The 2,901-nt window shown below is 68.5% G+C and carries 3 protein-coding genes; all 3 read right to left on the bottom strand.

Annotated elements, in window-relative coordinates:
* Nucleotides 1-49: 49 nt before the first annotated feature.
* The 3 genes from GX015_RS01965 to GX015_RS01955 all read right to left on the bottom strand — a co-directional run bounded on the left by GX015_RS01965 (nucleotide 50) and on the right by GX015_RS01955 (nucleotide 2,723).
* Nucleotides 50-343, bottom strand: coding sequence for a GlsB/YeaQ/YmgE family stress response membrane protein (locus GX015_RS01965; RefSeq protein ID WP_046649663.1), 294 nt, complete (start codon nucleotides 341-343; stop codon nucleotides 50-52).
* Nucleotides 344-652: 309 nt separating this feature from the next.
* Nucleotides 653-1,555 (bottom strand): universal stress protein, encoded by a 903-nt coding sequence (locus GX015_RS01960; protein ID WP_291342386.1) that lies wholly within the window; start codon nucleotides 1,553-1,555, stop codon nucleotides 653-655.
* Between the two features lie 148 nt (nucleotides 1,556-1,703).
* Nucleotides 1,704-2,723 carry an LLM class flavin-dependent oxidoreductase gene (locus GX015_RS01955; RefSeq protein ID WP_291342385.1) on the bottom strand — a complete coding sequence of 340 codons (1,020 nt, stop codon included), beginning with the start codon at nucleotides 2,721-2,723 and terminating at the stop codon, nucleotides 1,704-1,706.
* Nucleotides 2,724-2,901 lie beyond the last annotated feature (178 nt).

The following is a 2,901-nucleotide window of genomic DNA, read 5'->3' as shown; positions in this document are numbered from 1 at the left end:
GGGCCGCCCCTCCCGAAAGAGGAACGACCCGGAGTCGGTGAACTACCGCTTAGCGGCGCTTGGTCACCAGGCCGACGATCCACAGCAGGATCACGGCGCCCAGGAGGCAGGTGAGGAAGCTGAAGATCATTCCGCCACCTTCGACGTCGAAGCCGAGCATGCCGAGCAGCCAGCCACCGAGGAAGCCGCCGATGATGCCGACGATGATGTTGAGCAGAATGCCCATCGAAGCGTCGGTGCCCATGATCTTCGAACCGATCCAGCCAGCCAGACCACCGATGATGATCCAGCCGATCCAGCCGAGGTTCGGGGAGGAGGCGGCGAGAAGCAGGGTGTCAGTCATGATAGAGATCCTTTCGCTGGGGAAGAAAGCGTCGTTCACCATTGTAGGTGAACTTGGTTGCCCGACGGCAACACGACGCTAACGTTTGGGGAACGTTTTATGAACTTCGTTTACTCAAAATCTCAGGTCACGCTTGGTTTCCGGCGCCGCGGAATTTTTCGGAAAAATTTTCCCCGACACCCGATCAAAAGGCTTCACGTTCGACGGATGGTGCCGGAAACGCGCGCAGAGCACGACGGGGCGAGGCCGGGACCAGGCGCGAAACCCGACGATCCCGACCCCGCCCCGGGGCCTGCTTCTATCCAGGTGCTACTTCGGCAGCTCGTCCGGCCGGACGACCATCATCGGGCACGGCGCGGCCTGCAGCAGAGCGCGCGACGTCGAGCCGAGGAGCATGCCCTTGAAGCCGCCGCGGCCGTGCGAGCCGACGACGAGCAGCTGGGCGCCCTCGGACGCGTCGGCGAGAGCGCGCACCGGACGGTCGCGGGTGACGACCTTGGTCACCTTCACGTCCGGGTACCGCTCGTGCCAACCGGCGAGACGCTGGCCGAGCAGCGCGTTCTGCTCCTCCTCCACGACCTGCCACTGCTGCTGGGCGGCCGACAGCCCGGCCAGCGACGCCTGGACCTGCATGTCCATCCAGGTGTGCACGGCGATCAGCTCGGCACCGCGGGCATCGGCCTCCTTGAAGGCGTTCTCGATGGCCTTCTGCGACACTCCGGAGCCGTCGACGCCGACGACGACCGGGCCGTACTTCGTCTCCTCGGTGACGTGGTTGTCCTCGCGGACCACGACGACCGGGCACGACGCGTGCGACACGACCGCGGCGGACACGGAACCCATCACCATGCCGGAGAGCCCGCCGAGCCCGCGCGAGCCCATGACGATCATGGTGCACTGCTCGGACAGGTCGAGCAGCATGTCGATGGGGCTGCCCTCTTCGATCTGGTGGGAGACGTCGACGTCGGGCACGAAGTCGACGGCGACCTTCTTGGCCTCCTCGATCTTCTCCAGGGTCTCGGCCTCGAGGTCCTCGTACAGTTCCTGCGGGGGGACCATGCCCTCCGCGTAGAGGAACTGCGGCATGGAGTAGCTGCTGACCAGCCGCAGCGGGATGCCGCGCTTGACGGCGGTGTTAGCCGCCCACTTGGCTGCGGTCTTGGACGCATCGGATCCATCTACTGCGCAGACGATGATGTCTTGCTTGGGCATGACGCCCCCTCCTCCTCGGGCGGCTCCCGGATCGCGGGGCGCCGCCGGTTGTGAACATCCACCTACCACGGTACCCCCGTAACGCGAATGAGTCCCGTGCGATTTTTCCGCTTCGCGGGGCGGTTGCTTTACGACGGGCCGGCTGGTCCTACTTCGCCCCGTTTCCGTTCCATGCGTCTCCGAGTGCGCGGATCGAGTCGATGCGCACCCGCGGATCGTGGGAGTAGGTGACGGTGATGATTTCATCGGCCCCGGTGTCGGCGGCGAAGCCCTCGAGCCCGGCGACGACGTCGTCGGCGGTGCCGTGGAAGGAGCAGCGCAGGGTGGCCTGCACCCGCTGCCACTCGATCATGCTGGCCCCGGCTTCGGGGTGGTCGACGGGTTCGGGCAGGGGGCGGCGGGTGCCGCCGCGGCCGATGTTCAGGAACATCTGCTGGACCACGGAGAACTCCCGGCGGGCGGCATCGGCGGTGTCGGCGACGAGGACGTTGGCGGCGACCATGGCGTGGGGCTCGGAGATCGTGGCGGTGGGGGCGTCGGCGCGGAACGAATCGCGGTAGACCTCCAGTGCCTCGGCCAGCTGGAACGGGGCGAAGTGGGAGGCCGCGGCGAAGGGCATGCCCAGCATCGCGGCGACGGAGGCGCCGGCCGTCGACGAGCCGAGGACGTACATGGGCACGTTGGTGGCCTGCCCGGGGTAGGCGACGATCCGCGCTTCCGGGCGCACGGGCCCGAGGTAGCGGATCAGGTCACGGATGTCGGCGGCGAAGTCGACGACGTCGGACGCCCCGCGCCGCAGTTCGCGGGCCGTCGACGGGTCGGTGCCCGGCGCGCGGCCGAGCCCGAGGTCGATGCGGTCCGGGTAGATCGTCGCCAGGGTGCCCACGTCCTCGGCGACCCGCAGCGGCGCGTGGTTGGGCAGCATGATGCCGCCGGAGCCGATACGGATGGTCGACGTAGCCCCGGCGAGGTGGCCCATCAGCACGGTCGTCGCCGACGACGCGATGTTGAGGGTGTTGTGGTGCTCGGCGACCCAGAACCGCCGGTACCCGGAGGCTTCGGCGGCGCGGGCGGCGTCGACGCTGGCGGCGATCGCCTCCCTCGCGTTCGACCCCGAGGACACGGGGACCAGGTCGAGGACGGACAGCGGCACGCGGGATTCGCTCATGCCCTCGTTGTACACGACGCCCCGGATCGCACACCCTCCTCGTCAGTATCCGGCCTTGTTAGGATCCGGTGCGTGCCCATGACCTCGGAGGACCCCGCCGCGCCCCGGCGCCGCCGACGCCGCACCGCGCCGCTGCCGATCCGCGACGGCCTCAACCCCTCCCGAGTCCGCGTCCCCG

The organism is Corynebacterium sp. (genome assembly GCF_012837295.1).
Taxonomy (GTDB): domain Bacteria; phylum Actinomycetota; class Actinomycetes; order Mycobacteriales; family Mycobacteriaceae; genus Corynebacterium.
The sequence above is the reverse complement of the archived record's forward strand: the minus strand, read 5'-3'. Positions and strand labels throughout refer to the sequence as shown.